Source organism: Dapis hubbardiae BLCC-M172 (genome assembly GCF_050016015.1).
In the GTDB taxonomy this organism is placed as follows: domain Bacteria; phylum Cyanobacteriota; class Cyanobacteriia; order Cyanobacteriales; family Microcoleaceae; genus Trichodesmium.
On the sequence record NZ_JBNHEQ010000104.1, the window covers coordinates 1 to 2,144 of the forward strand.

General features: G+C 37.5%; 2 protein-coding genes. One reads left to right on the forward strand and one right to left on the reverse strand.

Annotated elements, in window-relative coordinates; translation table 11 throughout:
- The first annotated feature begins 398 nt into the window (after positions 1-398).
- On the forward strand, positions 399-1,394 hold the full coding sequence (gene ilvC, locus ACP6PK_RS10175; RefSeq protein ID WP_426559510.1) for a ketol-acid reductoisomerase: 996 nt from the start codon (positions 399-401) through the stop codon (positions 1,392-1,394).
- A 271-nt stretch (positions 1,395-1,665) separates the two neighbouring features.
- Here ilvC and ACP6PK_RS10180 read toward each other — a convergent pair whose 3' ends face one another.
- Positions 1,666-1,884 (reverse strand): hypothetical protein, encoded by a 219-nt coding sequence (locus tag ACP6PK_RS10180; protein ID WP_094671317.1) that lies wholly within the window; start codon positions 1,882-1,884, stop codon positions 1,666-1,668.
- Positions 1,885-2,144: the final 260 nt, after the last annotated feature.

Below are 2,144 nucleotides of genomic sequence, written 5' to 3' on the forward strand. Positions count from 1 at the left end.
GTAGAAACTATAAGTTTTCATAGCCTCAGATAACAAACAATTGAGATTTTTTCTTTCTTCCTTCATTTGATATATTCACTCTGTTGAGTATTCTAAAAATTACAGAATTTCTCATGTTTTATGAGGTAGAAACTATAAGTTTTCATAGCCTCAGATAACAAACAATTGAGATTTTTTCTTTCTTCCTTCATTTGATATATTCACTCTGTTGAGTATTCTAAAAATTACAGAATTTCTCATGTTTTATGAGGTAGAAACTATAAGTTTTCATAGCCTCAGATAACAAACAATTGATATTTTTTCTTCCTTCTTCCTTCCTCCTTCCTCGTTCTTCCTTCATTTGATATAATTAAAGTTTTGCATAAATAATAAATAGTTGCTGACAGGAGACAACAATAATGGCCAGAATGTACTATGACTCCGATGCTAACCTGGACCTCTTAAACGACAAAACAATCGCCATCATTGGCTATGGTTCTCAAGGTCATGCTCACGCACTGAACCTCAAAGATAGTGGCTCAAAGGTAATAGTCGGACTTTATCCAGGCAGTAAGTCTGCTACCAAAGCAAAAGAAGCAGGTCTAGATGTTTACCCAGTAGATCAAGCTGCCGAAAAAGCAGACCTAATAATGATTCTATTGCCAGACGAAGTACAGAAAACCGTCTATAAAAACGAAATTGAACCCAATCTGACAGAAGGAAAAATCCTAGCTTTTGCCCACGGTTTCAATATTCACTTTGGTCAAATTTTGCCCCCATCAAACGTGGACGTAGTAATGGTGGCACCAAAAGGCCCTGGACATTTAGTTAGACGCACCTACGAACAAGGAGAAGGAGTACCTTGTCTATTTGCCATTTTCCAAGATGCTTCTGGTCAAGCTCGCGATCGCGCCATGGCTTATGCTAAAGGTATTGGTGGGACTCGTGCAGGTATCCTAGAAACTACTTTCCGGGAAGAAACTGAAACCGACCTATTTGGCGAACAAGCTGTTTTATGTGGTGGTCTCAGTGCATTAATTAAAGCTGGCTTTCAAACTCTCGTAGAAGCTGGGTATCAACCAGAACTAGCATACTTTGAATGTCTGCACGAAGTTAAACTTATAGTCGATCTAGTTGTGGAAGGTGGTCTAGCAAATATGCGCGACAGTATCTCCAATACTGCTGAGTTTGGGGACTATACTCGCGGACCTCGCATTGTCACCGATGAAACTCGCGCCGAGATGCGGAAAATCTTAAGTGAAATTCAGTCTGGTCAGTTTGCCAGGGAATTTGTCATGGAAAACCAAACAGGGAAACCTGTATTTACTGCCATACGTCGCCAAGAAGCAGAACAACCTATTGAAGAAGTTGGTAAAGACTTACGCGCCATGTTTAGTTGGTTAAAGAAACGCTAAACATTTTTTAGGAAAAGGGAAGAGGTCATTTCAGTTATCAGTTATCAGTTAACAGTAGCTACTACTGAAGTAGTAGGTTTGAGACCTGATTTTCTGGTAGTATAGAATATCAATTCCTCTTGCTTTGGAGTATTGTCAGAAACCTAATTTGAGACAGATGTCAGTATAATAGGGCATCTAATATAAACCTGGTTTCTATGCTTTATTGATACTAAAACTACCAGGTTTGATATAAATTAATATTTTCCTCTTCCCTTTCCTTTGTTGAATGCTATTCTGTTTCGCCAGGACTTTCAAACTTTTCCAAAGCTTCTTCTGTACGTTCATTAGTATTCTTAGGTTTCAACCAACTAGGCCATAACCCAACCACAAATTTACGACTTTCTAAACTGGCATTTTGGAGAGGTTCAGGCATAAATTCCAGACTGTCTCCAGTAGTTACAAAAACTATAGCCAAAATCACAAATAACCATATTAGATTCTTATTCATAAGCTGATATTAATTTAGATGTATTTGTTTAATTCTAGTATTCCCATTACTGACAAAAATATCACAATTTATGATTAATTAGTAGCACAGATATTTTTTGGTTCTAGAGGAGCAAAGAATGATATCAAATCCGGTAGTATGGGTGTAATTATATCAAGAGTGTGGGGAGATGGGGAGATGGGGAGATGGGGAGAGCTAGAAAGATTTGTTCAATAATTGATAATTGATAATGGATAATTGATAATTACCTCTGGTTAAAA